Consider the following 568-nt stretch of genomic DNA (forward strand, 5'->3'; position numbering starts at 1 on the left):
AAATTAAAGACTTAAAATTTGGCAATAAATTAGGTGCTAAGATAGCGCATCAGCCTGCCTTATACTATCCAATCGAACAAGCCTATCCTGAAATAAAAACTAAGGCTTACGACTTAACTAAATTGGAAGCCGCCAATAATATAACAGAAATCGATAAGCACACTAGTTTATATCCTAATGTAGCAGGCTGGTTACCATTATGGGGGCAACAACAACATATGGTTGTCTTTATTGACGAAAAAGGCAAACCGCTCAAAATTGTTAATCTGCGTCCTTGGACAGAAGAGCAAATGAATACAGTACTGACATCCACTTTATAATACTGTAATTATTGAAAAACCACCTAATAGAATTGCTATCAGGTGTTTTTTTGGGTAATACAAAAACTTGTCAGTTATTTCTCAAGATACTGAATCTTACTTGCTACGTTAGCCCATTTATCAACAAATAGAATGCGTTTTTGACATTGTTAAAATATCACTTCATCTGGTCGTTATGATAATAAAGACTATTTAAATTGATCTTTCTTAACTCATATGCCTTACTTCAAAAAGCTAAACCTCACATT

The 568-nt window shown here is 33.5% G+C and carries 1 pseudogene; it reads left to right on the forward strand.

Going from position 1 to position 568, the window contains the following annotated elements:
* Positions 1-320: pseudogene (locus ACS8FD_RS23345) on the forward strand (hypothetical protein); the annotation flags it as partial.
* Between the last annotated feature and the right edge of the window lie 248 nt (positions 321-568).

This window comes from Psychrobacter sp. 1U2, from assembly GCF_051847575.1.